Annotated in this window: 18 protein-coding genes; 2 read left to right on the forward strand and 16 right to left on the reverse strand. The window is 71.1% G+C overall.

What is annotated here, in order from left to right:
- Positions 1–14 precede the first annotated feature (14 nt).
- Positions 15–419 (reverse strand): globin, encoded by a 405-nt coding sequence (locus IEZ15_RS04220; protein WP_114244543.1) that lies wholly within the window; start codon positions 417–419, stop codon positions 15–17.
- Between the two features lie 276 nt (positions 420–695).
- Here IEZ15_RS04220 and IEZ15_RS04225 point away from each other — a divergent pair, with 276 nt between their 5' ends.
- Positions 696–1,679 carry a methyltransferase domain-containing protein gene (locus tag IEZ15_RS04225; protein ID WP_189274333.1) on the forward strand — a complete coding sequence of 328 codons (984 nt, stop codon included), beginning with the start codon at positions 696–698 and terminating at the stop codon, positions 1,677–1,679.
- Between the two features lie 6 nt (positions 1,680–1,685).
- Here the strand turns inward: IEZ15_RS04225 and IEZ15_RS04230 are convergent, their stop codons facing one another.
- The 14 genes from IEZ15_RS04230 to IEZ15_RS04295 all read right to left on the reverse strand — a co-directional run bounded on the left by IEZ15_RS04230 (position 1,686) and on the right by IEZ15_RS04295 (position 20,941).
- A complete protein-coding gene (locus IEZ15_RS04230) occupies positions 1,686–2,876 on the reverse strand; it encodes an FHA domain-containing protein (protein WP_189274335.1) in 1,191 nt (396 codons plus the stop codon).
- Positions 2,877–2,986: 110 nt separating this feature from the next.
- A complete protein-coding gene (locus IEZ15_RS04235; protein ID WP_189274336.1) occupies positions 2,987–4,345 on the reverse strand; it encodes a vWA domain-containing protein in 1,359 nt (452 codons plus the stop codon).
- 142 nt (positions 4,346–4,487) lie between these two features.
- Complete coding sequence (locus IEZ15_RS04240) at positions 4,488–5,798, reverse strand: protein phosphatase 2C domain-containing protein (protein WP_189274338.1); 1,311 nt, start codon at positions 5,796–5,798, stop codon at positions 4,488–4,490.
- A complete protein-coding gene (locus IEZ15_RS04245; RefSeq protein WP_189274340.1) occupies positions 5,795–8,560 on the reverse strand; it encodes a serine/threonine-protein kinase in 2,766 nt (921 codons plus the stop codon). The genes IEZ15_RS04240 and IEZ15_RS04245 overlap by 4 nt, the downstream gene beginning before the upstream one ends.
- Positions 8,561–8,618: 58 nt before the next feature.
- Positions 8,619–9,944 (reverse strand): hypothetical protein, encoded by a 1,326-nt coding sequence (locus IEZ15_RS04250; protein ID WP_189274342.1) that lies wholly within the window; start codon positions 9,942–9,944, stop codon positions 8,619–8,621.
- Positions 9,945–10,047: 103 nt separating this feature from the next.
- The gene (locus IEZ15_RS04255) at positions 10,048–11,022 is read right to left on the reverse strand and encodes a glutamate ABC transporter substrate-binding protein (RefSeq protein WP_229845748.1); all 975 of its coding nucleotides are present in this window, start codon (positions 11,020–11,022) and stop codon (positions 10,048–10,050) included.
- 164 nt (positions 11,023–11,186) lie between these two features.
- On the reverse strand, positions 11,187–12,578 hold the full coding sequence (locus IEZ15_RS04260) for a GlnX family signal transduction membrane protein (RefSeq protein WP_373302489.1): 1,392 nt from the start codon (positions 12,576–12,578) through the stop codon (positions 11,187–11,189).
- Positions 12,579–12,892: 314 nt separating this feature from the next.
- Positions 12,893–13,867: an N-acetylglucosamine kinase gene (locus IEZ15_RS04265; RefSeq protein ID WP_189274346.1), complete on the reverse strand. Its 975-nt coding sequence runs from the start codon at positions 13,865–13,867 to the stop codon at positions 12,893–12,895.
- A complete protein-coding gene (locus tag IEZ15_RS04270) occupies positions 13,858–15,123 on the reverse strand; it encodes a 6-phospho-beta-glucosidase (RefSeq protein ID WP_189274348.1) in 1,266 nt (421 codons plus the stop codon). Before IEZ15_RS04270 ends, IEZ15_RS04265 begins: the two co-directional genes overlap by 10 nt.
- A 2-nt stretch (positions 15,124–15,125) precedes the next feature.
- Positions 15,126–16,028, reverse strand: a complete 903-nt coding sequence (locus tag IEZ15_RS04275) for a carbohydrate ABC transporter permease (RefSeq protein ID WP_189274350.1) — start codon at positions 16,026–16,028, stop codon at positions 15,126–15,128.
- Between the two features lies 1 nt (position 16,029).
- Positions 16,030–16,971 (reverse strand): carbohydrate ABC transporter permease, encoded by a 942-nt coding sequence (locus tag IEZ15_RS04280; protein ID WP_189274352.1) that lies wholly within the window; start codon positions 16,969–16,971, stop codon positions 16,030–16,032.
- A 7-nt stretch (positions 16,972–16,978) separates the two neighbouring features.
- On the reverse strand, positions 16,979–18,313 hold the full coding sequence (locus IEZ15_RS04285) for an ABC transporter substrate-binding protein (RefSeq protein ID WP_189274354.1): 1,335 nt from the start codon (positions 18,311–18,313) through the stop codon (positions 16,979–16,981).
- Between the two features lie 62 nt (positions 18,314–18,375).
- Positions 18,376–19,599 carry an ROK family transcriptional regulator gene (locus IEZ15_RS04290; RefSeq protein WP_114244531.1) on the reverse strand — a complete coding sequence of 408 codons (1,224 nt, stop codon included), beginning with the start codon at positions 19,597–19,599 and terminating at the stop codon, positions 18,376–18,378.
- 274 nt (positions 19,600–19,873) lie between these two features.
- Complete coding sequence (locus IEZ15_RS04295) at positions 19,874–20,941, reverse strand: mechanosensitive ion channel family protein (RefSeq protein WP_189274356.1); 1,068 nt, start codon at positions 20,939–20,941, stop codon at positions 19,874–19,876.
- A gap of 329 nt (positions 20,942–21,270) precedes the next feature.
- Between IEZ15_RS04295 and IEZ15_RS04300 the strand changes: the two genes are divergently transcribed.
- A complete protein-coding gene (locus IEZ15_RS04300; protein ID WP_114244529.1) occupies positions 21,271–21,807 on the forward strand; it encodes an HNH endonuclease in 537 nt (178 codons plus the stop codon).
- A 73-nt stretch (positions 21,808–21,880) separates the two neighbouring features.
- Here the strand turns inward: IEZ15_RS04300 and IEZ15_RS04305 are convergent, their stop codons facing one another.
- Entirely contained in the window at positions 21,881–24,919 is a 3,039-nt protein-coding gene (locus tag IEZ15_RS04305) for a glycoside hydrolase family 84 protein (RefSeq protein WP_189274358.1), read from the reverse strand.
- Positions 24,920–25,194 lie beyond the last annotated feature (275 nt).

Below are 25,194 nucleotides of genomic sequence, written 5' to 3' on the forward strand. Positions count from 1 at the left end.
ACAAGGGTGTGTTCTCAGCCCTCGGTGTTCACCATCGAGGCGGCGGCATAGGTGAGGTAGTCCCACAGCTGCCGCTCGTGCTCCGGCGCCAGTCCGAGCTCGTCGAGGGCGACCCGCATATGGCTCAGCCACGCATCGTGCGCCGCCCGGTCCACCCGGAACGGAACATGCCGTATCCGCAGCCGGGGATGTCCGCGCTGCTCGCCGTAGGTACGGGGCCCACCCCAGTACTGCATCAGGAACAGCCTGAACCGCTCCTCGGCCGGGCCCAGATCCTCCTCCGGATACATCGGCCGGAGCAGCGGGTCCTCGGCGACCCCCTGATAGAAGCGGTGCACCAGGCGCCGGAAGGTCTCCTCGCCACCGACCTGCTCGTAGAAGGTCTGCTCCTGCAGCGTGTCGCGCGGAATCTCTGTCACCCGTCCATCGTCGCAGACGCACCGGCCGAGGACCGGGGTCCTAGGTCCCGTCCTCGACCTGCCGGCCTGCCGGCCTGTCGGCCTGCCGGCCTGTCGGCCTGCCGGCCTGTCGGCCTGTCGGCCTGTCGGCCTGTCGGCCTGCCGGCCTGCCGGCCTGTCGGCCTGCCGGCCTGCCGGCCTGCCGGCCTGCCGGCCTGCCGCGCGTCGCCCGGCACGACAGGACCTGTTCCGGCCCGGTTCCTGGCCCCGGGGCCCCCGGCGCAGGAAGGTGGAGGTATGGACGACGCGTACCCGGATCGGTTCGCCGCGGCCGCCGCCGAGGAGCGATGGGCCATGGTGCGCGGGATCGTGGCCGGTGGGGCGCTGGGCGACCCGCAATGGCTGGCCGCGTTCGAGGAGGTGCCGCGGCATCTGTTCGTGCCGTACTACTTCGTGGGCGGGGGATTCGACCGCCTGTGGTGCGAGGACCCCGACCCGGTCAGGCGGGCCCAGTGGCTGCACGGGGTGTATGCGGACGGGGCGCTGGCCACCCGGATCCGGGACGGTGAGCTGATCTCGTCGAGCAGCCAGCCGTCGCTGATGGCCCGGATGCTCGAAGAGCTGGACGTACGGGAAGGGCAGCGGGTCCTGGAGATCGGCGCGGGCAGTGGCTACAACGCGGCGCTGCTCGCGCACCGGCTCGGTGACGACGCCGTGACCACCGTCGACCTCGACCCGGAGATCACCGAGTCGGCCCGTCGGCATCTGGCGGCGGCCGGATACCGCCCGGCGGTGATCACCGGGGACGGGGCACGGGGCTGGCCCCCGCGCGGCCCGTACGACCGGATCATCGCGACCTGCACCCTGCCGTGCGTACCGCAGGCCTGGCTGGACCAGTGCACGCCCGGCGCACGGATACTGGCGCCGTTCGCCACCGGACTGATCGCGCTGCAGGTACGGGAAGGGGCGCACGGGAAGTACGCCGAGGGCCGGTTCCTGCACACGCCCGCGTACTTCGTACCGTTGCGCGGCACACCGCCGCGGCCCGTGCGGCGTCCGCACGCCGGCGCACTGCCGAGGCGCGTCAGCGAGAACGAACTCTTCCGGTTCCTGCTGGCGCTGACCGAGGCCACCCTCGACCCGCGCGAGGCCCTCTCCCTCTGGCAGCGCGAGCGGCACCCCGAACGGGAGAGGTTCGGCATCACGGTCCGGGACGGGCGGCAGTGGGCCTGGCTGGACGACCCCGAAGGGCCGTACGCCTGGCCACTGCCCAACGGGTAGCGCGGGTCAGTCCCGGCGGATCGTGATCGTCGTCCACGCCCCGACGTGCACCTGGTCGCCGTCCTGGAGCGGGACGGGGACATAGGGCTGGATCGGGTCCTCGGCGCCATTGAGCGTGGTGCCGTTGGTGGAGTTCTGGTCGACCACGGCCCAGCTGCCGTCGGGCTGCTGCACCAGCACCGCGTGCTGGTGCGAGACGCCCGGGTCCTCCGGCGGCACGGACAGATCGATGTCGGGGGACTCGCCGGTGCTGTGCCTGCGGCGACCGATGGTGATCTGGTTGCCGGTCAGCGGAAGCTGCTGTTCCGGGGAGTACGCGGGCAGGTTGAGCCCGGTCGCCTCGGGGCCGCTGCGCTGCATCATCGCCAGGAAGTACTCACGGTCCGGGGCGATGACCGCGGTCCAGGTCGCGGGCGGCTGGTTCTGGTTCCGACCCGGGAACGGCGGCTGCTGCTGCGCCGGGGCCGGCGGCTGCGGGGCCTGCGTCCGGGACGGCGGCGACAGCATCCAGTCGTCGTCATCGCCGGACTGCGGCCCCTGCGGCGGGGCCGGTGGCTGGGGGGCCTGCGGGGCGGATGGACCGGGCCGCTCGAACCCGGGCGGCGCCGGCTGCTGCTGGAACGGCGGCGGCGGTGCGGTCTGCTGCTGGAAGGACGGTGGGGGCGGCGGCCCCTGCTGCTGGAACGGATGCGGCGGCTGCGGTGACTGCGGACCCGGTGACTGCGGACCCGGCGCCGGGGGCCCGGGCCGGCTTCCCTGGTCGGGGGAGAGCGGTTCGGCCGGCCGGTTCACCTGCGAGGGCCGCGAGCCCTGGTACTCGAACGGATCACGCTGCTGCTGAGGGCCCGGCGGCTGCTGTGCCTGGAAGCCGGGCGGCAGGTTGAGTCCGGGCGGAGGGCCGGGAAGGCTGTGGGACGGCGCCAGCGGCGTGTACGACGTCGCGGTGTTCGTGAGGAAGTTCCAGCGGCACTCCTCGCAGAACGGCGCCATGGCCTCACGCGGTGTGCGGCACTGCGGGCAGAGCTCGGCCTGCTGGGTCGCGTCGGGGCCCTGCGGGTGGCCGTAACCGGGAGCGGGCGGCGGGGGAGGCGGCGGGGGGACTGCACCCGCGGGCGCGCCCGCCCCGGCCATGCGATGGCCGCAGACCTCGCACCAGTCATCGGAACCCGACTGGTGTCCGTTCGGGCATGTCGGCATGTCGGCGCTTCCCCCTCTCCTCGTCCGGCCCCGGGGGCCGTCATTTGTTCTTGCTCTTCGCCACCCGGCGGATCGCTCCGGCCGGGCGGCTCGACTGTGCGGCTGTGTGGTTATTTCTTGACGCGAACGGTCTTGGTCGAGCGTGTTTCGAGTGTCATCGAGTCGGCTTCCGCGACCTTCGGCTTCAGTCGCACAGTACCGGTCGCGGCATCGACGACGTCCACCACCTTCGAAAGCAATTTCGCAGTGTCCTCGTTCCCGGACGCCGATGCCAGCTGCACCGCACGGCCCAGTTTCGCCGTCGCGCCGTCGAAGTCTCCCGACTTGCGGGCATCGAGCCCCTGCTGGATGACTTGTGCCAGTTCCGCCTGGCCCGTGTAGTGCGCGACCTGCGGGTTGATCGAGGTGGACGCCGCCATGTCCTCCGTCCACACCGCCCGCACCAGGCCCTGCGAAAGGGTCTGCGGGGCCCCGCCCGACGGGTCGGGGAGGATCAGCGAGACCCTGGACGCCAGCATCTCCTGCCCGATGCCGGCCTCCGGCACCTTTACGCACACGTGGTAGTCGCGGGACTCGTCTCCCCAGGAACCCGTGGGATAGTCCCCGGCGCGGGGGCCCGCCTCGGTGCGGCGGTCGGTCAGATCGACGACCGCCGGTGCGACCTGTTTCACAAACTTGATCTCGACCCCGACGGGCGTCCAGAGCCGCAGCGCGACATCCGCGACCTCCTTGCCCATCGCGTTCTCCATCATCTGCGTGAAGTCCGCGGCCAGCCCCGCCGGGTCGGCGACGATGTCGGCCGTGCCGAGCAGCGCGGAGGCTATGGCTGTGACCTCTTTCACCTCCCAGTCGGTGCCGACACCACGGGCGTCACAGGTGAAGCGGCCCGCGCAGGATTCGAGCGCGGCCCGCAGATCCTCCGGCGCCTCGTGCTCGTTGCGGCCGTCGGTGAGGAGGATGCCGTGCCGGATCTCCACATCGGCGGCGCCGAGCAGCCGGTCCGTCAGCCGCAGCCAGGTGCCGATCGCCGTACCGCCACCGGCGCTGAGCGCACGCAGGGCCTCCTTCGCCTGGGCCTTGGTCCGCGCATCGGCGACGGCGAGCCTTCCGTTGCCCGGGTAGACCTCCTTGGCGACGTGCGTCCCGCCGACCACGGCGAACGAGGTGCCGTCGCGCAGGGTGTCGATGGCCGCGGCCGTCGCATCGCGGGCGTTGCGCATCTTCGTCGGCGGATAGTCCATCGAGCCGGAGCAGTCGACCATGATCACCACGGCGGCTTTCGGCGCCTGCCCCGGTACGTGCGTGGGTGTTGCGGCCACACCGGACAGCGGGACGCCGCCGGTGGTACCGCCTCCGGTCGAGGTGACCGTGACGATCGCGTTGACCTCGCGACCGCCCTCCGGCAGATATTCGTTCTGGTACACCTCGACGGAGAACTGCGGCACGTTCGACTTGGAGAAGTTGGCCATCCGATGCGCTCCTTGAGGCTCCAGGTGTCAGATGAAGACAGCTGTGAGGGCAGAAATGCGGGTGAAAGCGGGCGAACGCGGGCGAGGGTGTCAGGGGTGGGGTGGGTGGACAGAAACGGAATCAAGCGATACGGAACGGGACTCATGTGTTGCCGCAGGCCGATCCTGCCCCCTGAGGCGGTACCGCGAACGGCAGCAGAGCCACTGTTACGTTGTCGTGGCCCCCACCGTCGAGCGCATGGCCCACCAGCACCTGGGCGCCGTGCAACGGCCGCAGCTGGGCATCGGCCGGCACCGCCGCGGCCATCTCGGCCGCCGACTCCGCGTAGTTCCACAGGCCGTCCGTGCACACCACCACGAGACCGGACCGGTCCGGTTTGAAGGACGCGGTGTGCGGCTCCAGTTCGTACGCGTCGGCGCCGAGCCACCCCGTGATGGCGTGGGCGCGCTCGTCCGCATACGCCTCGGCCTCGTTCATCAGGCCCGCCGACACCATCTGCGCGGCCCAGGAGTCGTCCTCGGTCAGCCGGGCGGGCGGGTTGGTGCGGTCGTCCGGCACCCAGTAGACACGGCTGTCGCCGACCCAGCCGACGACCAGCAGACCGCCCGCCATCACCGCGCCGACCAGAGTGCACGCCGGGGCGTTCCGGTGGCGGTGCGGGTCGTGCTCCATGGCCTGGCCGGGCTCCTCGGCCAGGGAGTTGACCGACTCCGAGGCCGCGACGATCGCCTCGTGCATCGCCTGTTGCGGATGGGTACCGCGCGGCAGCGACTCCAGAAGCGCTTCGTTGGCGGCGCTCGCGGCGGCCGCCGACGCCTCGTCGGGGCGGCTCGCCGATGAGACGCCGTCACAGACGATCGCGACGACGGCCGGTGAACCGTCGGGCAGGGCGGTGGTCGACACCGCGAACGAGTCCTCGTTGCGGTGGTGGCGCAGACCCCGGTCGCTGACGGCGGCCACCGAACCGAGCTCCTGCTCCATGTGGTCGCGCTCGCGCGGCTGGGCGTGACCGCAGTTCTCGCAGTAGCCGTCGTTGTCGACACGGCCGGCGCGACAGGCGACACACAGTTTGGTGCCGGCCGGTGGCGTGGAGGGCAGCTCCGCGGCAGGGGTACGGGGGTCCGGTGCGGGCGCAGACGCCTCGGCGGACGGCGTGGATGCGGGTGCGACCCCAGGTGCGGCCCCGGGCGCGGCCAGCTCGAAGTCGCCCGATCCGCCGGGCTCGTCGAACCGGACCGCTGCCGGGCGGGCCGCCGGAGTGCGGGCGGCGGCCGCCGCGCCGTTCTCCGCCGGCACGGCCATGGCGATCGTCGGGTGGTCCTGCGGTGGTTCGGGAACGGCCGACAGGTCGTACCCGCACGCACCGCAGAACAGGTCCCCCGGCTCCAGCGGCTCTTCGCAGCCGGGGCACTTCGACAAGGCCGTCTCCTGGGGATTCTGCGACATTTTCACACCCATGTCCGGGGGCGGAAACGGTTGGCCCGCTCCACCAGTTCGATCCTCTCGTCGCCGGGCTCTGCAAGCCGGGCGAGCATCCGGTACGAACGCTCCAGCCCGAAACGCAGGCCGCGCTCGTCCAACTCACTGCCGAGCAGCGTCCTCGGCCCGGGCGACCCGGCAGGCGCGTGCGGCTGCGGGGCCGAGGGCAGGGCCGCTGGACTACCGGAGAGTACCCAGTCGAGCGCCGTCCCCAGCACCTCTGTCGACAACTGCTCGCGGCGCACCGCGTCCAGACCGAGACCGGCCAGCCCCGAGACCAGGTCGGCGGCGGCCGTCAGATCGGCGATCAGCGGCTCGCCCGGGGACCGTTCACGCAGCCGCGCCCGCACCGCGGCGACCCTGGCCGCCGTGCAGTGGATCGACGCCTCCGGCACGGACTCCAGCGTCGTCACGGCGCCGACCCGGTCCCCGGCGGCGATCTGCACCCGGGCCAGGCCGAACGCGGCGCTGACGAAGCTCGGGTCGGTCGTCCACACCAGGCGGTAGTACTCGGCGGCGTTGTCCAGCTGGCCCAGGACCTCCGCGCAGATCCCCAGCGCCAGCTTGGGCGCCGGCTCGCCGGGGAACGCGTCGTACACCGCGTCGAAGGAGAGCGCCGCGTTCTCGTGGTCACCGGTCACCAGCGAGGTGACGCCGCGGTACCAGACGACCCGCCAGTCGTCCGCGTACTGGCCCTCCAACGCTGTCAGGGTCTGCCCCGCGGCGCCGAGTTCGTGCATCTCCAGACGGGCCCGCAGCTCACGCAGCCGGGTCTCCAGCGAGGCCGCGGGTACGGCGTTCAACGCGGCAATCAGTTCGGCGGGGGCGGTGGCCATCAGTCCGGCGAGGAAGCCCGCGTTGGGGTCGCTCGCATCGACCCGGGGCACGGGCAGCGCGAGCGAGGTGGCCCGTGCGTCGAGCCCGGCCAGCCGGGGGCCGTGCGGGACGTACGGCCCCGACGGCGTACCGGGATCGGCGGCCGGCACACGGGGGGCCGGAATCGCGGCCCGGGGCTGCGCGTACGAGAAGGCCGCGCCGCTCCGGCGGGCCTCACCGCTCCGGCCCGCCTGTACGTGGGTGGGCGGCGCGGCCGGCGGACCGGCACCCGCCGCGGCGTAACCGGGTGCGGGCGGAGCACCCGCGGGCGGCACGGCGGCTGCGCCCGGGGCCGCACCGGCCACCGCCCCGTTCCGCCGCCGCCCGAAGCGCCCTGAGGACGCCGGAGCGACAGCCCGTGCCCCCAGCCGCGACACATCATCCGTCAGCTCGGCGAACAACTGCGTGTCCGTGACACGTACTTCCGTACCGAACAGCGTCGACAGCGCAGGCCGCGGTCGCCCCGTCTGCAGCGACACCACCTCGCGCAGCACACCCGTCAGCTGCTCCGCCATCTCCGCCGCAGAGGCGAACCGCCGCGCCGGATCAGGGTCGGTGGCCCGTACCAGCAGCCGGTAGAACGACTCATAGGTCCGGAACACCTCGATGTTGTCCGGGTCCGGCAGCGAGTCCACGAAGACGTTGGTGTAGCCCTGGAAGTCGAAGGTGAGCACCGCGAGCGTCCGCGCGACCGTGTACAGATCGGAGGCGACCGAAGGACCGGCCTCCGCGACCTCCGGCGCCTGATACCCCACCGTGCCGTAGATGGCCGACTCGTCGTCGTCCATTCTGCGGACCGCGCCCATGTCGATCAGCTTCAGCTGGTCCTCGGTCTGTATCGCGTTGTCGACCTTGAAGTCGCAGTACAGCAGGTTGCGGCTGTGCAGATGGCCGAGCGCCTCCAGCGCCTCGATGCCGTACGCGCACGCCTGCTCGACCGGCAGCGGATCGCGCTTCCCGGCCGGGGTACGGCGCTCGTTCGCGATCTCCTTGAGCGCCTTGCCGCCGACGTACTCCATCACGATGTAGCCGTCGAGCGAGCCGGTGCGCTGGTCGAGATGCTCGACGAAGTTGTAGATCCGGACGATGTTGGAGTGCTCGATCTCGGCGAGGAAGCGGCGCTCCGAGATGGCGGCCGCCATGGCGTCCTGGTCACCCGTGTCGAGCAGGCCCTTGAGGACCACCCAGCGGTCGGACACCGCACGGTCGACCGCGAGATAGACCCAGCCGAGCCCGCCGTGCGCCAGACAGCCCACGACCTCGTACTGGCCGTGCACGATGTCGCCCTCGTGGAGCTTGGGCACGAAGGAGTACGGATGGCCGCACTTGGTGCAGAACCCCTCCGTGCGCCCCGCCCGTTCGCCACGTGCCCGGCCCACCGGGGCCCCGCAGTCCGAACGTGAACAGAAGCGCTTGCGCTCCGGCACCTCCGGGTTCTCCATCACCGCGGAGCGCGGGTCGGGACGCGGCACGTCCGGCACCTGCACCAGGCCCACGCCCAGCCTCCCCCGGCCGGACGACGCGCCCGTGGACGAACCGGAGGAACGGACCGACACCGAACGGGACGTGGTACCAGCGGACAGCGAGCGCGAGAGCCGCCCCGAAACGGAACGCCGCGAGGTCGACGAGCGGGACGAGGATCGCGAGGACGCCCGGGACGAGGCCCGTGAACTGCTGTTGCTGTCCCGACTGCCCCCGCTGCTCGCGCCACCGACGCCCGCGATCCCGGTCGGCGGCGAACTCACCATGCCCGTCGGCGACACGACCGGAGCCAGACCGCAGGTGTCGCAGTACAGCTCACCGCCGCCCACGTCCTCGTAATTGCCCTCGCACGCGGGGCGCTGGCACTGCGTACTCATGGTCCGTCCCCCTGTTCGCCCCGCCGCCGCGGCGGCCCCTCCACCTTGCACATGCCTGTCATCGCCGGTCCTCCGGTCCCGAGGTCCGGCGTTGGGAAAGCAATTCGGCCGCCGCCTCCTGATAGCGCAGCACCGCCTGCGTGGCGACCCGCAGATCGCACGGTGCGCTCCACAGCATCCGGCGTGCCGCGTCGTACCGCTCGATCAGCAGCGGGTCCTCGGCCATCCCGTGCCGGGCGACCTTCGCCTTGTACGCGTCGAGCCTGCCGCGCAGCTCCGCCCGTACGGCCAGCGGGGCCGTGACCGCGGTCAGCGACTCCCGGGCCCGCAGCAACTCCTCCTCGGCCTCCCGCTCCAGCGTCTCCAGGAGCGGGGAGAGCCGGTGCCACTGGGCATGTCTGCGGTACTCCGAAGCGGCGGCCAGCCGCTCCTGGAGCGCGGTCGCCGGTCCGCTGACCGCGGGCACCTCGGAGGCGGCGATCTTCGCCAGCACTTCGCCGCGCGCGGACCGGGCCTCGGTCAGGGTGCGGTCCGCGCGGGAGAGGACATCACGCAGGTGGACCAGACGCTGCTCGGCGTCCTGCCGGACCGCGAGCACCGCCTCGATCTCGCGGCGTACGTCGTCCAGGGCACGGGCCGCCCGGTCGTAGCGCGTGGTGTCGGGGCGTCCGCCGCCGGGCGCCGAACTTCCGGGGCCCGACAGCCAGAACGCGAGCGGGTCGGAGATCACCTGGACCCGCAGCGTGGTCAGTTCATGGGTGATCGCCTCCAGGTCGTCGCCCGCCGGGTGCTCTCCGGGCCGAACGCCGACGGAGTGCGCCAGCGAGCGGGTGCGGTGCAGCTCGGCGGCGAGGAGATCTATCCGGGCAGGCAGTGCGGACCACACGGAGTCGGAGGCGACGACCATGTCCAGCGAGCGGGCATACAGGTCGTTCATCCGGGCGACCAGCTCCTCCAGCGTGAACCGCTCGGAGAGCTTGGCCGGGCCGGTGATCGACGGATCGGGGCGGCCGACCACATGTGCCACGGTGACACCCTGGCCGCGCAGCAGCTCGGTGAGGGCCACCAGGTCGTCCCGGTTGGGGTGGCGCCGGCGGGCCCGCACCGCGCGGGCCTCGGCCAGCGCCCCCGCGTAGGCGTCGAAATACCCCCACAGCAGCGTGATCGACTGCTCGGTGGAGGCCCAGCGTTCCTTGGTGACACCGGTCAGATCGGCGCCCTCCAGGAGCCGGCGGCCCGCGTGGTCCTGCAGGGCGAGGAGCGAGGTCTCGATCGCCTCGTGCTCCGCGCCGAGCCGGGCCAGCGCACGGTCCGCCTCGTCCCGGTCCATGACCGGGCCGGGGGGCCTCCCCGCGTAGCCGGGGAAGGAGCCCGCGACGCCCATCGATCACCTCTCCGCTCTTCCTGCCGGGACGGGCCCGGCAGGATCAGTGCCACTGTCTCGCCGGCCCGGTCCGCGCCGTCGCGCACACCTGACCGGCCCGGCGCTAGTTGCTCCGGTACTTGGGGGCCGGCGGCGCCGATATCCCCGGCAGACCGGCCTCCAGCCACTTCCGGTACGACACCATCCAGGGGCTGTCCGCACCGCCCCTGCGGTAGTCGACCAGCACCTGGTTGACCCGGGCCACCAGATCGTTCGCACCGCGCTTCGTCGCCACGCCGTAGTACTCGGTGGTGAACGGCTTGTCACCCTTGAGCTCGACCGCCGGGTCCTGAGCGGCCTGGCCGGCTGCCAGCGCGTTGTCCGTGACCACCGCGTCGACCTCGCCCAGCTGCAGCCGCACCAGGCAGTCCAGCTGGTTGGGGACGGTGAGCCGGTCCTCGTCCGCCTCGGTGCCGTCGTGCTCGTCCTTGAAGACCGAGCCGAACGACTGCTTCTCCAGCGCCTCGTACGCGGTGGAGCCCTCGGCGGTGCAGATCCGCTTGCCCGCCAGGGACTTGTCGAACCCGGTGATCGGCGACTCCTTCGGCGCGAGGACCTGCTGCCCGGTCTGGAAATAGGCCGTGGAGAACGAGACCTGTTCCAGCCGGGCGCAGTTGATCGTCATCGTCCGGACGACGACATCGACCTTGTCGTTCTCCAGGGCGGCGATCCGCTGATTGGTGGGGATGGCCCGGAAGATCACCGCGTCGGGATCGCCCAGGATGTCCTTGGCGATGGCCCGCACCAGATCGATGTCGAAGCCTTCGAGCTCGCGGTTCTCCGGATTGCGGTATCCCCAGCGGAAGCTGTTCTGGTCGACGCCCGCGATCAGCTTTCCGCGCGCTTTGATCTCCGCGACGTCCGGGCCGTCGGCGCTCGACGGCGGCAGGCTGGCCTCCGGGTCCGTGCAGTCGTCGGCCCGGGCCTGCACCGCCTGCGCCGTACCCGGCCCCGAAGCGTCCCCGCCGAAAGCGCCGGCACCGCCGTGGGAGAGCGGCACCAGGGTGAGCGAGGCCGTCACCGCGCAGGCCACGGCCATGCCCGTCACCCCGCCCCAGCCGCGCAGCCTGCCGCGGGTGGACCCAGGGCCCGTGCCGGGTTTCCCGCCGGGCTCGCGGTGCCTGGGGACCCCGTTCCCCGATCCGGCGGGAAACTCGGCACGGGCCCTCACGCCCGTGCGATTCCTGGTCATCGCTCTCCCTCTCACCGGTACTCCGAGAGCCTGCGGTTGACCCCGACGATCGCGGCGAGGGCACCCAGCGCGGCGAGCGCGGCGGCCCCGATCGGCAGCCCGCCCAGGGCCCCGCGCCCGTCCTTCGCGGCCCGGGTGAACTCGCCCTGCTCATGGGCGAGCGCCTGCTTCAGCGCCTCGTCCACCCGGTTGAAGGACTCACCCGTCGAGTCCCTCGGCCCGATGATCTGCTTCAGCGCGCCTTCGTAGTCGCCGTTGTCGTCGGTCGTGCGGGCGGTTCGGTGGCGGCCCTGCCACTCGGAGACACCGTTGATGGCGTTCGCCACCGGCCCGCTCCCCCGGGAGTCGTCGGCGAGCTTCCTGGCTTTCCCCAGCTCTTCACCGAGGGCCTTCATGCCCGTGTTGTAGTCGGTCTCGTACTTGTCGTTCTTGCCGTCCGGGGTGAGTACCGCGCCGCGGGCGACAAGAGTGAGGTTCTCATTGGCGCGCGCCTTCAGCGAGTCGATCCGCGCATGATTGAGGACATCGAGGGACTGCTGCCCGTGCACATCGGCGTCCAGCAGTTCGGACCGCGCCACCGTGTGCCCCACGGCCAGCCACAGCAGCACCACGGCGGACGCGGCGGTCGCGACGAGCAGGCCGTGGTTGAAGACCCGGTTCGTCCTGCGGTAGTTGCGCCGCTGCGCCCAGAACAGTGCGGCCAGCGCCACGACACCGAGCCCGAGCGAGAGGAACGGCCAGGCCCTGGCCGAGTCGTTGTCCCGGTCGAGCCGGCCGGTCTCCGCCGTGTACAGCCGCTCGGCGGCCGGCAGCAGTACGTCGGTCATCTTCTGGTTCGCGTACCGGAGATAGGCGCCGCCCAGCGGCAGGCCCTGCCGGTTGTTGGCACGGGCCCGCTCGATCAGGCCCGCGTAGCGGGGGAGTTCCTCGTTGAGCGTGGTGATCTCGTGCCCGGAGCTCGTCGACGCGTCCGTGTTGGCCGCGGCCTTCACCAGCAGCCGGGACGCCTCCTTGATGTCCTTGTCGTACCGGTCGTGGACATCGCGCGGCTCCTGCGCCCCGGCCAGGAAGCCGCTCGCCGCCGCGGTGTCGGCATCGGCCAGCGAGCGGTAGATGTCAGCAGCGTCGGCGCTCAGCGGCTGGCTGCGGCTCACCACGTCGTCGGCCGCGGCCGCCCGGTCGGCGATCTCGAACGCCGTCACGGCCCCGAACGCCACGACGAGCAGGGCCAGTACGGCCCCGATGATCTGGAGCCTGCCCGGTTCGGTCGTCGCCGCGGCCCGCAGCCGGTCCGTCGTCGCGGACCAGGGACCGCGCTGCGGCGGAGCGGGTACGGCCGCGGGCGCGGGCGGCTGAGCCCGCGCGTGTTCCGGCGCCGTGCGTACATTCGGCGGGTATGTCACTCGACCTCCCCCTCGGCACTGACGGTGGCCCGGCCCCCCGGCCGATCGGAGGACTGGTACCCGGCCAGAAGTATGGCCGCAGGGACCGACATCCACACCAGGAACGCCTGGATCCTGCACCGGTCCACGGATGGTAGTCACACGCATTCGATCAAGGCCTGAGCCGCCGATCAAGCCGATCGGCGGACCAATCCCCGAAGCGGACCGATCTCCCCACTCATGAACACGTCCGGGACAACTGAACGGTTCCCGTGCGCAAGGGGCGTCCTGCGACGCGAAACGCCGCAGGACGCCCCTTGCGCCGGAAAGCCGTCTCAGCCGTACTGCGCACGCAGCCTCTCGTGCACCCCGGCAGCCGCCCCCATGTGATCCAGGCCGAGCAGCGCGGCCCCCAGGACCGGAGGCTCCGTCACCACCCGGACCACCGCCTTCGGGGCACGTACCGCGAGGAGTTCGGCGATCTTGTCGTCCAGCTGCGGGTGACGGGCCGCCAGCACCCCGCCGCCCAGCACCACCGGTGCCTCCTCGTCCAGCAGACCGAGCCGGGTCAGCGCGACCGACGCCATCGCGACGACCTCCTGGGCCAGCCGGTCCACCAGTGCACCCGCCACCGGGTCCCCGGCCGCCGCGGTCGCGAAGAGCACCGGAGTCAGCTCGTGCCTGCGCTCGAACTCGACCCGGCCCAGATGCAGCGCCTCGATCAGCGCGTACATCGAGTCGAGCCCGAAGTGTCCGGGCAGTGCACGGGCCAGCTCGGTCGGCTCACCGCGGCCGTCCTCCGCCCGCGAGGCGAACCACATCGCCTCCTCGGCCAGCCCCGAACCGCCACCCCAGTCACCGGATATCCGGCCTATGGCGGGGAAGCGCGCGGTCCGCCCGTCCGGCACCATGCCGACACAGTTGATCCCCGCACCGCAGACGACGGCCACACCCCGCGGCTCGTCCACCCCCGCACGCAGAATCGCGAACGTGTCGTTGCGCACCTCGACCGTGGATGCCCAGCCACGGGCACGCAGAGCCGCCGCCAACTGCTCCTCCTCCACCGGAAGATCGGCGTTGGCGAGACAGGCCGACACATGCGCGACGGAGTCCACCGGTTCGCCGGACAGCTCCAGCGCCCGGCCGACGGCCGCACCGAGAACGTCCACGGCCGCCTCGATCCCCACGACCGGCGGCTGGAAGCCACCGCCGCGGGCCGTCGACAGCACCGTTCCGTCCTCACCGATCAGTGCCACATCGGTCTTGCTGTTCCCCGCATCGATCGCGAGGACCGAAGCGTTCACGCCCACGCCAGGTGCTCCCGGTTGTGCGCGATCAGCTTGTCGGTGAGCGCCTCGGCGTACTCGAACTGACCGATCAACGGGTGCGCGAGCAGCGCCTTGAACACCCGATCCCTGCCGCCGCGCAGCGCCGCTTCCAGGGCGAGGTCCTCGTACGCCGTCACATGGGCGATCAGACCGGCGTACAGCGGGTCCAGCTCAGGTACGGCGAGCGGGGTGGCGCCCGTCCCGTCGACCCTCGCCTGCACCTCGATCACCGCGTCGTCCGGCAGGAACGGCAGCGTCCCCCTGTTGTACGTGTTGACCACCTGCACCGGGGTGCCGCCGGAGCCGAGCAGCGAGGACGCCAGGTCCACGGCCGCCTCCGAGTAGAAGGCACCGCCGCGCTTGGCGAGCAGCGCGGGCTTCTCGTCCAGCGCCGGGTCGCCGTACATGGCGAGGAGTTCCTTCTCCATCGCGGCGACCTCGGCCGCGCGGGACGGCTTGGTGCCGAGCTCCCGTACGACCTCGTCGTGCGCGTAGAAGTAGCGCAGGTAGTAGGAGGGGACGACGCCGAGCCGGTCGACGATCGCCCGGGGCATGCGCAGGTCGTCCGCGATCGCGTCGCCGTGTTCGGCGAGCAGCTTCGGCAGGACGTTCTCGCCGTCCGGGCCGCCGAGGCGGACCCCGAGTTCCCAGGTCAGGTGGTTGAGCCCGACATGGTCGAGGTGCACCTCACCGGGTGTGACATCGAGGAGCCTGGCGAACTTGCGCTGGAAGCCGATCGCCACGTTGCACAGGCCGACGGCCTTGTGCCCGGCCTGGAGCAGCGCCCGGGTCACGATGCCGACCGGGTTGGTGAAGTCGATGATCCAGGCGTTCGGGTTGGTACGGCGGACCCGTTCGGCGATGTCCAGGACGACGGGGACGGTGCGCAGCGCCTTGGCGAGGCCGCCGGCCCCGGTGGTCTCCTGGCCGACGCAGCCGCACTCCAGCGGCCAGGTCTCGTCCTGGTTGCGGGCGGCCTGGCCGCCCACGCGCAGCTGGAGCAGGACCGCGTCGGCGTCGGCGACACCCGCGTCGAGGTCCGAGGTGGTGACGATCCTCCCCGGGTGGCCCTGCTTGGCGAAGATCCGCCGCGCGAGGCCGCCGACGAGTTCGAGACGGCCGGCCGCCGGGTCGACGAGCACCAGCTCCTCGATGGGCAGCGTGTCCCGCAACCGGGCGAATCCGTCGATCAGTTCAGGTGTGTAGGTGGACCCGCCACCAACTACTGCGAGCTTCATAGTCAGCCCTTTACTCCGGTCAGTGTGACGCCCTCGACAAAAGCCTTTTGAGCGAAGAAGAAGACGAGGATCACGGGGGCCATGACCAGTACGGTCGCGGCCATGGTCAGGTTCCAGTCGGTGTGGTGTGCGCTCTTGAAGGAATCCAGGCCGTAACTGAGCGTCCAGGCACCCGGGTTCTCCGACGCGTAGATCTGCGGGCCGAAGTAGTCGTTCCAGGCGTAGAAGAACTGGAAGAGCGCGACGGCGGCGATGCCCGGCTTGGCCATCGGTACGACGACCTTCAGCAGGGTGCGCAGCTCACCGCAGCCGTCGACCTTCGCCGCGTCGAGGTACTCGTTCGGGATGGTCAGCAGGAACTGCCGCAGCAGGAAGATGGAGAACGCGTCACCGAAGGCCATCGGGATGATCAGCGGCCAGAGCGTGCCGGACATGTCCAGCTGCTTCGCCCAGAACAGATACATCGGGATGACGACGACCTGCGGCGGCAGCATCATCATCGAGATGACGAGCATCAGCGAGAGATGCCGCCCGCGGAAGCGGAACTTGGCGAGCGCGTACGCCACGGGCAGCGACGAGACGACGGTGAGGACGGTGCCGAGCCCCGCGTACAGCAGGGTGTTGCGCCACCAGGTCAGGAAGCCGTCGGTCTCGAAGACCCGCCGGTAGTTGCTCCACTCGAAGGGGTGCGGCCACAGATCGCGGGTCAGCGCCTGCTGGTCGCTCATCAGCGAGGTGAGCAGCAGGAAGACGAACGGCAGCACGAAGAAGAGCGCGGCGGCGACGCCGAGCGCGTGCACCGCGATCCAGTTCAGCAGCGACTTGCGCCGCGCGACGCGTTCGGCCGGGGTGGCCGGGCCGGTCGCGGGGCCGGCCGTCTTCACGGCGTCGAGAGTCTGCGCCACGTCACTCACCTGCCTGGATCAGTCCGCTGCGGCGCCGCATCAGCAGTGCGGTGAACGCCATGGCGAGTACGAAGAGAACGAGCGCGACCACGCAGGCGGAGCCGTAGTCGAAGCGCTGGAAACCGAGGTTGTAGACGACCTGCGGCAGCGTCAGTGTCGACTTGTCGGGATAGCCCGGTTCGAACTGCTGCCCGGAGCCGCCCATCACACCCGAGGCGACCTTCCCGGCCACGAACGGCTGGGTGTAGTACTGCATCGTCTGGATGATCCCGGTGACCACCGCGAACAGGATGATCGGCGAGATGTTCGGCAGGGTGACGAAGCGGAACCGCTGGGACGCGGTCGCCCCGTCCAGCTCCGCCGCCTCGTACTGCTCCTTCGGTACGTCGAGCAGCGCGGCCATGAAGATCACCATCAGGTCGCCCACCCCCCACACCGCGAGTGCGGTCAGCGCCGGCTTGGACCAGGTGGCGTCGGTGAACCAGCCCGGCGTGGGCAGGCCCAGATCGCCGAGGATCGAATTGACCGGCCCCGTACCCGGGTTGAGCAGGAAGACGAAGCCGAGGGTCGCCGCGACCGGCGGGGCCAGATACGGCAGGTAGAACAGGGTGCGGAAGACACCGGTACCCGTCTTGATCTTGGTGATCAACAGCCCGACACCGAGGCCGAACACCACCCGGCAGGTCACCATGACGACGACCAGCCAGAGCGTGTTGCGCAGCGCGGGCCAGAACAGCGGGTAGTCGTTGAAGACGTACGACCAGTTCTTCAGCCCGCTGAACTCGGGGGCCGTGAAACCGTCGTACGAGGTGAAGGAGAAGTAGACGGTGGAGATCAGCGGGTAGGCGAAGAAGACGCAGAACCCGATCAGCCACGGCGACATGAAGGCCGCTGTCCGAAGCGCCGACCGGCGGCGCTTTGCACGGAGTGTGTACGTGGTCATCGCGGCGCTACTTCGCCTGCGCGATGGCTGCGTCGATCTCCTCGGCGGTGTTCTTCAGACCCGCCTCGATGTCCTTCTGCTTGCCCTTCTCGATGTCGAATCCGAGGTTCTGCAGGGACACCAGGTACGCGCCGCCGTTCACCGAGGGCGGGGTGGTGGTGCTCTTCGGGTTCGCGGCGATGTCGAGGAAGGTCTTGAACCGCGGGTCGTACTTCAGCTTCGGCGACTTCAGCGCCGCCAGGGTGGAGGGCACGTTGTGGATGGAGTTGGCGAAATTCACCACGGCGTCGGTGTCGGTCGTCATGAACTTCACCAGTTCCCAGGCCGCGTTCTGCTTCTTCGAGGTGGCGGCGATACCGGCGATGGTGCCGGTCAGATAGCCCTTGCCGTAGGTGTCGGCCTCGTCGTCGGCGACGGGCATCGGGGCGACGCCGATCTCGAACTTCGGCTTGGTCTCCTCGGCCATCCCGAGCCGCCACTCGCCGTCCAGCTGCATGGCCACCTGGCCGGTGTGGAACGGGTGCTTGGCGCCCCACTCGTCACCGAACGACGTGCGGTACTTCTCCAGCTTCTCGTATCCGCCCAGGTCGTCGACCAGCTTCTTCTGGGTCTTGAGCATGTCGGCGAACGCCGGGTCCTCGGCGATGTTCGACTTGCCGTCCGCGTCGAAGTACTTCGGGTCCCAGCCGCCGAGGTAGTGCTCGGTGGTCGACTCGTAGCCGTGGTAGTTCGGCATGAAGCCGAGCTGCTCGTACGAGTCGCCCTTGGTCTTCGTCAGCCGCTTGGCGGTCGCGGCCAGCTCCGACCAGGTCTGCGGGGGCCTCTTGATGCCGGCCTTCTCGAACGCGTCCTTGTTGTAGTAGAGGCCGTACGCGTCACCGAGCAGCGGCACGGTGCAGCGCACCCCGTCGAACTGGGTGTACTCGTTCATCGCCTTGGGGAAGGTCTTGTCCGGGTCGATCCCGTCCTTCTTCAGGAAGGGGTCGAGGTCGACGAACGCCTTCGACGAGCAGAACTTGCCGACGTTGTTCGTGGTGAACGACGAGATGACGTCCGGGGCCTTCGAACCGCCCGCCCGCAGCGCCTGGTTGATCTTGTCGTCGGTCATGTTGTCGATGACCTTCACATGGATGTTGGGGTGCGCCTTCTCGAAGGCGTCGACCGTCGCCCGGATTCCCGCGACCTCGTTCGGGGAGTTCCAGCCGTGCCAGAAGTTGATGGTCGTCTCCTTGGACGGGTCATCACTGGCACCGTTGCTCTGCCCCGTACAGGCCGAGGCGAGCAGAGATATGGCGGCGGTCGCGGCGAGCGCGGCGGCCGTCTTCCGGCGGTTTCCGGACATGGCGGTCTCCCGGTGAAGGAATGGGGCAGGGGTACGGAGGGAACGGGCGGGCCGAGAAGGGTTCAGCGGGACGTGTCGAAGACTTCGTCACGGGTGGTGGCGAGGGCGCTCTCCAGCGCGCCGCGCAGTACGGGCCGGTGGGTCACGTCACCGGCGATCAGCCGGGGCCGGGAGGCCGCCAGCTCGACAAGCTCGGACTCCACCCGGCCGCGCAGCGGTTCCCCGCCGGCCGCGATCAACTCGCCCGAGAGTACGACGAGTTCGGGGTCCAGTACGGCGACCATGGAGGCCAGGCCGGTCGCGAGTCCGGTGGCGAACAGATCGAGGAGCCGCGAGTACGGGCCGTCCTCGCCCGACTCCGCGGCCTCGGCGGCCCGGGCGACCAGCCGGGCCGCGACCTCGTGGTGGGTGCCGGAGCCGCGGCTCAGTGCGTCGTCGATGCCGAGCTCCCGGGCCAGCCTGGACAGCACCTGCGCGCCCGCCAGCTCCTGGAAGCCGCCGGCGTTCACCTTGGTGACCTGGCGGACCAGCGGGACGCCGGGCACCGGCAGGAAGCCGACCTCACCGGCACCACCGGTGAAGCCGCGGTGCAGCCGTCCATTGATGACGAGGGCGGCACCGAGCCCCTCCTCGTTCCACAGCAGCACGAAGTCGTCGTGCCCGCGCGCCGCACCGAGCCGTTGTTCGGCCACCGCGACCAGGTTCACGTCGTTCTCGTACTCGACCGGCATCGGCAAGAACGCGGCCAGCTCGTCCAACAGGGTGGGGGAGTGCCAGCCGGGCAGGTGCGAGGCGTACCGCAGCCGCCCGGTGCCGGGGTCGAAGGCGCCCGGGGTGCCGATGACGACCCGGTGCACATCGGAGCGGGTGAGCCCGGCGTCCTTGACCGCCCCGTCCAGCGCATCCGCCACCTGCCGCACCACGCAGTCGGCACGCCGCCCCGGGGTGCGAAGCTCGAACTCGCCGACCGTCTCACCGGTCACATCGGCGACGGCGGCGACGATCCGGTGGGCGTTCACATCCAGCCCCGCGACATGGGCTGCCCGCGCGTTCACCGCGTACAGCTGGGCATTGGGCCCCGGGCGCCCCGCCACGGTCCCGGTGGCGACGACCAGCCCGGCCGCCTCCAGCCGCGCGAGCAGCTGCGACGCGGTGGGCTTGGAGAGCCCGGTCAGTTTCCCGATCCTGGTCCGGGAGAGGGGCCCGTGCTCCAGCAGCAGATCGAGGGCGGCCCGGTCGTTCATGGCCCGCAGAACGCGGGGGGTACCTGGTGTGGTTCCGGCCATGAGCACTGCACCTGCCCTCTGTTAGGAAAGTTTCCTATTCGGTGAGAGGACGGTATGCGCACGTCACGAGGCCGTCAATGGGCAGCGCCCCGGTGGCTACCAAAGCGTTACCTGAAGTACTTCCGGAATGTGCGGGTCCTTGGTTGTGCATTCCCAACCGGGCCAATGGCGAACCGAGTTGAGGTCGCATCGACTCACTCACGAGTGAGGGGCGCCCCGCAGGCTCTGCGGGGCGCCCCTCACTCGTACGGCCGAGTCCTGCTTCGGCCGGGTCCTACTTCGACATGTTCGGCGGCGGGGTGATCGGTGTCGTGGCCAGGGACTGCGGTGACGTGGCCGACGCGTACGCCGAGGGAGCGGCCATGGCGGCCGTCGGGTCGGCCGACGAGGGCTCGTCCGCCTGGGCCGGAACGCCGCCGACCATGCGGATTCCGGCCTCGTCGAAGGACCGCTTGATCCGCCAGCGCAGCTCGCGCTCCACGCCCAGCGCCTTGCCCGGCATCGTCTTCGCGCTCACCCGGACCGTCATCGAGTCCAGGAGCACCGAGTCCAGGCCCAGGATCTCCACGGGGCCCCACAGCCGCTCGTTCCACGGGTCCTCCTTGGCCATTGCCGCGGCGGCCTCGGAGATCACCGTACGGACCTTGGCCAGGTCCTCCGTGGGGCGCACCGTCACATCGACACCGGCCGTCGACCAGCCCTGGCTGAGGTTGCCGATCCGCTTCACCTCGCCGTTGCGGACGTACCAGATCTCACCGTTGTCGCCGCGCAGCTTGGTGACCCGCAGGCCGACTTCGATGACCTCGCCGGAGGCGACGCCCGCATCGACGGTGTCGCCGACGCCGTACTGGTCCTCCAGGATCATGAAGACACCGGAGAGGAAGTCGGTGACCAGATTGCGCGCACCGAAACCGAGCGCCACACCGGCCACACCGGCGGAGGCCAGCAGCGGGGCCAGATTGATCTGGAAAGCGCCGAGGATCATCAGGGCGGCCGTGCCGAGGATCAGGAACGACGCGACCGAGCGGAGTACGGAACCGATCGCCTCGGAGCGCTGACGGCGGCGTTCCGTGTTGACCAGCAGCCCGCCCAGCGTGGTGCCCTCCACCGCCTGGGCGCTGCGGTTCATCCGGTCGATGAGCTTGGTGAGAGCACGGCGGACCGCGATGCGCAACACGATCGCGATCGCGGCGATGAGCACGATGCGCAGACCGATGCTCAGCCAGGTGGACCAGTTCTCCTCCACCCAGCTTGCGGCGTTGCCGGCCTGCTCGGCGGCCTCGTCCAGCGAGCCACCGGACCCGGGCGAGGGGGCTGCGGCCAACAGGGCGGACGGGAGCACGGCGGAACCTCCAGATGGACAACGGCGGACCAACCACACTAACGGGGTATCGGGAGTGTTCCGTTGCCACGATCGGGGTCGGAACGCGTCTCACACGGGGCGCGCGGGCGGCGTGTGGCCGATCGCACATCGGAGCGCGGCCGCTGCGAGAGAGGTCCAGAAGCGCCTGTTCCGGCGGGCGGCGAAGGTGTGAACGGCAGGAGGCGGAGAAAAATCCTCCCGGCCCGTTACTCGCACGTGGTGGCGCTTTGACCAGGCGTGAGTAGAGACTGAGATCGGATCGTCCCGGCGCGAGCCACGCGCCGCCGGCGTACAAGGAGGCATCCACCGTGCCGCATGTCCTGGTTCTCAACGCGTCGTACGAGCCGCTCGGCGTCGTACCGCTCCGCCGCGCGCTCGTCCTCGTGCTCGAAAACAAGGCCATCTGTCTTGAGGAGTCCGGCGCCTTCATGCACAGTGCCACCCGGGCCGTCCCGGCCCCCAGCGTCGTCCGCCTGAAGAGGTTCGTACGGGTTCCCTACCGGGGGCCCGTACCGCTGACCCGCAGGGCGCTGTTCGCCAGGGACGGGGGCCGCTGCATGTACTGCGGCGCCACCGCGACCAGCGTCGACCATGTCATTCCGCGCAGCCGCGGCGGGCAGCACGCCTGGGACAACGTGGTGGCGGCCTGCCGCCGCTGCAACCACGTCAAGGCGGACCGGCACCTGCCGGAGCTCGGCTGGCGGCTGCACCAGCAGCCCGCCCCGCCGACGGGTCTCGCCTGGCGCATCATCGGGACGGGACACCGCGACCCGCGCTGGCTGCCGTACTTGCAACCGTTCGGCGCGGACGACGCCATGGCCCGGATCGACGGCATATCAGCCTGAGAGATCCGGGCCTTTGTCGTCCCCGGGGCCGGACGGGGGCCTTCGGGGACGACAGCCGCGCGCGACCGGGGCGTTACTCCGTTGCGGCGACGGCGTACGCCTCAACCGACCAGAGCGAGTAGCCGAACTCGGTGGCCCGGGCATCGCCCTGCACCCTGAGGAAGCGGGTGTCCTTCGCGTCCATCCGGATCGACTCGCGCCCGCCCTGCCCGTTCCGTACGGTTGCCGCCGTGCGCCAGGTGCGGCCGTCCGCGGAGACCTGGATGCGGTAGCGGGACGCGTACGCGTCCTGCCAGTGCAGCACCACCTGGCCGACCCGGGCCGGCTGCGGCAGTTCCGCCTGCCACCAGGCGCCGTCCTCGGCCGGCGAGGACCAGCGGGTCTCCGGATCGCCGTCGGAGGCGGCCGTCGCCGGGAAGTCCGGGGTCTCGTCGCCGGACGAGGAGACGGCGGCGGTACGCACCAGGTCGGTGCCCGCGGTGCGCGGGTACGCCCGGACGGTCAGCGTGCTGCGCTCTTCGCCGAAGCCGATCGGCACCTCGTACTCGCCGGCCGGGGTGCCCGCCGGGACGGTGATCTCGACGGGGACGGCGGTACGGGAACCGCGCGGCACCCTCGTCTGCTTCGGGACGCGCACCTCGATGCCCTCGGGCGCCTCCGCGGTGAGCGTGCCCCGCACCTCGGCAGGACGCCGGGCGGCCAGCCGCGCCTCGACCCGTTGCGGCCCGCCGCCGATCTCGGCGTCCGTCTCGCCGCGTACGAGATCGAGCCGGGCGGCGGGCTCGTCGCCGAACCAGGGCACGAGCGCGCGCACCTGCGGAGCCCGGCCCCGCGCACTCCCCGAGGCACCGGTTCCGATGCTGCTTCCCATCGGGCTTTCCGGGACGATCGGCGGCATCGTGCCCGTGATGACCGGTGGTGTCGACGGACCGCCCGTGGGCCAGCTGATCCGGATCGCGTCGACCCGCAGCCCCCGGGCCGGCGTCTGGGTCCAGCCGGTGGGCGACACCGGGCCGAGGCTGCGCCAGCCCTCGCCGGGCACATGGGCCTCCAGCGTCGCACCGGCCCCCGCGCCGCTGCCGGGTACCGTCATCGCCGTCACGGTCTCCACAGGGCGGGAACGGTTCAGCCGGACCGTATGGCTGCCCGGGGCCTCGGTCACCGTACCGGCGTCGCGGTCCGCGCCCGTCCAGGCGTCCGCCTCCCGGCGCACCCGGTCCAGGAACGGGCCGAGGACACCCTTGCCGACCGTCGCACCGCTCGCCTTCGTGGCCTTGCGCACCGGCTCCAGCGCCAGCGAAGCCTGCCACGCGGCAGCGCCGTCACCGCGCGACTGGGCCTGCAGCAGATCGACGGCCAGCTCGCCCGCCCGGCCGTACCGGGACAACTGCTCCGTCCACGGCCGTACTTCGCCGTCCAGGCGCCCGTCGGCCGGCCCCTTCAGCCGCTGCGGGGTCTCCCGCATCACGGTGAACGCCGCCCGCAGACTGCGCGCCGCATCGGCCTGCGCCGTGGCGTCGGTCGTCGTACGGGACTGCCAGAACGCGGCCAGCAGCGGCTGCAGATACGCCGACTCGTCCCCGCCCAGCACGGACGTCGCACTGTTCCCGGCCAGCGCGCGCAACGCGTCCCTGGTGCGGGCGTCGTCGCCCGCCAGATCGTCGATCGCCGCCTGCCAGGACTCCTGCGGCCGGTAACCCTTCGGGTTCCAGGCGAAGTCGGCGGCGGTGAACAGCGGTATGCGGGACGCGGACGGCTGCTCCATGGCATTGGCGAGCAGTGCCGCGGAACCCATCGCCACCGCCGGGTCCCGGCCGGTGTACGGGCCGAGGAAGATGCGGTCCTGCGCGTAGTCGTTGACCGGGTAGTTGTCCATCGTGACCAGCGGATGCCGGAACGTGGCGCGGGCACCGGCCAGTTCGCCGCCCGTGATGGTCCTCGGTACGACCCCGACACCGGTCCAGGCGATCTGGACCCGGTCGTCCAGCTCCTCGGCGAGCGCCCTGCGGTAGTCGGTCGACCCGTCCTGGTAGAACTCCGTCGGCATGACCGACAGCGGCTCCGCGTCCGGATGGCGGTCCGCGAGATGCCGTGCCACCTTGCTCGCCACCCGCGCCTGCGCCCTGGCCGCCGCCTCGGGTCCGCTGCCGAAGGTGTCGGCGTCGCTGTCGCAGTGCCACTCGCTGTAGCTGACGTCCTGGAACTGCAGCTGGAAGACCCGCACACCCAGCGCCCACATCGCGTCGAGCTTCTTCGTCAGCGCCTTCACATCGTTGTCCGACGACATGCACATGGCCTGGCCGGGGGCGACGGCCCAGCCGAGCGTCACATGCTCGGCGCGGGCCCGCTCGGCCAGCGCCCGGAAGTCGGCGCGCCGGTCGGCGGGGTACGGGTCGCGCCAACGGGCCTGCCGGTACGGGTCGTCGCCCGCCGCGTACAGATACCTGTTCTGCTTCGTACGCCCCATGAAGCCGATCTGTGCCAGCCGCTCCGCACGGGTCCACGGCTGCCCGTAGAAGCCCTCGGTCATCCCGCGTACGGCGGTGCCCGGCCAGTCCCTGACGGTGACCCCGGCGACGCTCTCGTCCGTGATCAGCTGACGCAGTGTCTGCACGCCGTGGAAGAGGCCGTCCTCGCCGACGCCGTCCATGGCGACGGTGTCCCGGCCCGCGACCCGGCCCACCGCGATCCGGTAGCCACCGGACGGCAGATCGCCGCGGTCGGGGGCGTGCAGCGAGCGCAGGGCGCCCTGGGCGCCGTCGCCGCCGAGCCGGACGACGGGTCCGCGGCCCGGCAACGCCTCGTGGACGGTCCGCACGCCCGCGTCCCGCAGGATCTGCCGGAGTGCGTCGACGGCGTACGGATCCGCGTGCGCGCCGACCACGAGGGTGACCTCGGCAAAGAGCGGTACGGAGGGCCCGGACGCCTTGATGGACTGGGGCCGCGGCCATACGGCGGGCAGCGTGCCGTCGTCCGTGCGGTCGGAGGTGGCGACGGCTGGGGAGCCCGGCGCCGAAGGGGCCGCGACGGCAGCCGGTGTCCCGGCGGAGAGCAGCCCGCCGAGCACGGCGACCGCGACGGCCGTTGCCTGCTTTCTGCGCCTGAGCCGCATCGCTCTTCTCCTTCGCTCCCGCCGGTGGCCTCCGAGCCCACCACCCGCGCGCGAGGGTGTCAATGCGGGGGGCTGTTGTGCCGTAAATGCCCGATGTGGCGGGTGAGGTGAGGGGTGGTCGGCTGTCGACGGGCGACGCCAAGGATGACGCCGAATGGCCGAAAACAGCGGACAGATTACGGAGAACCGGCCTCCAGGGAACGAAATGTGACTCAGACCACGTTGAAGTCGTTGTGGTAACGCCTACGTCTGCGGTCGAGCCCGCTGGGTAGGTC

It is taken from the genome of Streptomyces atratus (genome assembly GCF_014648655.1).
In the GTDB taxonomy this organism is placed as follows: domain Bacteria; phylum Actinomycetota; class Actinomycetes; order Streptomycetales; family Streptomycetaceae; genus Streptomyces; species Streptomyces atratus.